At 71.5% G+C, this 2,765-nt stretch carries 2 protein-coding genes; both read right to left on the reverse strand.

Annotation, left to right across the window (positions count from 1 at the left end; genetic code table 11):
- Positions 1–267: 8-oxoguanine deaminase (locus FJY74_09755; protein ID MBM3308597.1), on the reverse strand; the 267-nt coding region annotated here is incomplete at its 3' end.
- A partial coding sequence (locus FJY74_09760; GenBank protein ID MBM3308598.1) for a molybdopterin-dependent oxidoreductase occupies positions 264–2,765 on the reverse strand: 2,502 nt, incomplete at its 5' end. The genes FJY74_09760 and FJY74_09755, both read right to left, overlap by 4 nt.

Raw genomic sequence — 2,765 nt, forward strand, 5'->3', positions numbered from 1 at the left:
GAGCGTCGTGAGCCAGTCGAAGAGCTTGCGGTTCTGGGCGGCGGGGACGTTCCGCTGGAGCGTCTGGTAGAAGTGGTGGTGGAGGTTCACAAAGCCTGGCAGCATGAGCATCGAGGAGCACTCGATGACGCGCGCGCCCCAGGGCGCCTGGAGTCCTCGCCCGATGCGCGCGATCCGGTTCCCCTCGACGAGCACGTCAACGCCCGAGAGCCGCTCCCGGGCGTCGTTCATCGTGGCGACGTGGTACACGTTCTTGAAGATGATCACCGCCGTGCCCCCTCGCGCAACCCGTCGATCGCCGCGAGCACGCGCTCGGGCGTAAGCGGGAGTTCGCGGATCCGCGCGCCCGTTGCCGCGAAGACCGCGTTCGCGATCGCCGGCGCGACGACGTCCACGGGGATCTCCGAGACGCTCTTCGCGCCGAACGGGCCCGTGGGCTCGTCCGTGGTCACGAGGATCGCCTTCACCGGCGGCGTGTCCACGGACGAGAAGATCTTGTAGTCGAGGAGGCTCGCGTTGATCATCCGCCCCCGCGCGTCGAAGAGCATCTCCTCGGAGAGCGCGTACCCGAGGCCCATCACGACGCCGCCTTGGATCTGCCCCTCTGCGAGCGCGGGGTTGATGGGAAACCCGCAGTCGATGGCGCACGTGAAGTCCGTCACGTCCACGCGCCCGGTCTCCCTGTCCACCTCGACGCCCGCGACGGCCGCCGCGAACGGCGGCGGGCAGTCGAAGGTCACGTTCGACGCCGTGAACGCGACCTGCTCCTTCTCCTCGCCGTACATCGCCCGCGACGCGACCTCGGCGAGGCTCACGCTCCGCCCCGACGACGCGCGCACGGCGCCGTCCTCGCAGACGAGCCCGGCAGCGTCCTCGCCGAGCATCGCCGCGGCGTGATGCAGGAGCCGGTCGCGCACGCCCTCGGCCGCCTTGACGACCGCGCCGCCCGACACGTACGTCGTGCTCGACGCGTACGCGCCGACGTCGAACGGCGTGTTGTCCGTGTCGGACGACAGCACGAAGATCCGCTCGACGCCCACACCGAGCACCTCGGCGGCCATCTGCGCGAGGATGGTGTCGCTCCCGGTCCCGAGGTCGGTCGCGCCGATGAGCAGGTTGAAGGTCCCGTCCTCGTTCGCCTTGACGGTCGCCGAGCCCATGTCGTCGCCGGGGATGCCGCTCCCGTGCATCGCAAACGCGACGCCCTTGCCGAGACGCATCCACGGCAGCAACCCCGGCCGCCCGGTCTCCCCCGGCTCGAGCGACGCCACCCACGCGTCCCATCCGGACGCTTCGCGCACCTTCTCCCAGCACTCGCGAAGTCCGTTCGTCCGGATGCTGCGCTTGTATCCAGCCTTCCCCTCGCCGAGCCGCTCGGCGATGGGGTCCTCGTCGCCCTGCCGGATCGCATTCGCGAGCCGAAACTCGACCGGATCGCGGCCGAGCGCCCTCGCGACCTCGTCCATGTGGCAGTCGAGCGCGAAGTAGCCCTGCGGCGCGCCGTAGCCTCGGAGCGCCCCGGCGATGGGCAGGTTCGTGTACACCGACTCCGCGAGGAAACGGAGGTTCGGCGCGCGGTAGAGCGGCATCGTCTTGCTGCCCGTGTTGGACGGGACCGTGGTCGCGTGGCCGCCGTACGCGCCGGTGTTCGCAAGGGTGGTGATCTCGATGGCGGCGAGCGAGCCGTCTTTCCTCACGCCGGTCCGGACGCGCAGCGTCTGCGGGTGCCGCGTTCGCGACGCGAAGAGCTCCTCGTCGCGGTCGAGCACCATGCGGACCGGTCGGCGGGTCGCGAGGGTGAGCGCGGCGCAGGCGTCCTCGAGGACGATCTCCTGCTTCGCGCCGAAGGCGCCTCCGACGCGGGGCTTGATGACGCGCACCCTCGAGATGGGAAGCCCGAAGAGCCGTGCGACGATGCGCCGCGCGTGAAACGGGACCTGCGTGCTCGTCACGATGACGAGGCGGTCGTCGGGGTCGAGGTACGACAGCGTGACGTGTGCCTCGGTCGGCGTGCCCTGGACGTACTGGGCACGGTACTCATGCTCGAAGACGCGATCGGCCTCGCGGAGCCCGCGCTCGACGTCGCCGACCGACGCCTCCACGCGGCCGGCGAGGTTCCGCGACGGGTCGGCGATGCCGGTCTTGTCCGGCTCGGGGTGGAGCTTCGGCGCGTCGGGGTCCATCGCGCGGGCCGGGTCCAGCACAGCCGGCAGGACCTCGTACTCGACCTCGATGAGGTCGCACGCCTTCTCGGCGAGAAGGGGTGTCTCGGCCGCGACGAACGCCACGCGGTCGCCGACGAACCGCACGACGGAGTCGAGCACGACGGCGTCGTACGGCGACGGCTCGGGGCAGTTCTGACCGGCCGTGGAGAACAGCACGCGCGGGACGTCCTTCCAGGTGAGCACCGCGTGGACGCCCGGGAGCGCGAGCGCCTTCGACGCATCGATGCGCACGATGCGCGCGTGGGCGTGCGGGCTCCGCTTGATGCGACCGGTGAGCGCGCCGGATGGCGCGAGGTCGTCCGTGTAGCGTGCCTTCCCCGACACAAGCCCCAGCCCCTCGACCTTGGGCGCGCTGCGGCCGACGGCGTGGAAGCGCGCGCCCGGGCTCGTACCCGGTCCGCCCTGCGGCGCTCCCGTCTCCGGCCCGCGCGGCGCGGGAGCGGCGCCCGTCGCCCGCCCCTCCGCCACCGCCCTGACCGCCTCGACGGCCTTCACGTAGCCGGTGCACCGGCACAGGTTCCCGGTGAGGTGCTCGCGGAT

It is taken from the genome of Candidatus Effluviviaceae Genus I sp. (assembly GCA_016867725.1).
Taxonomy (GTDB): Bacteria; Joyebacterota; Joyebacteria; order Joyebacterales; family Joyebacteraceae; genus VGIX01.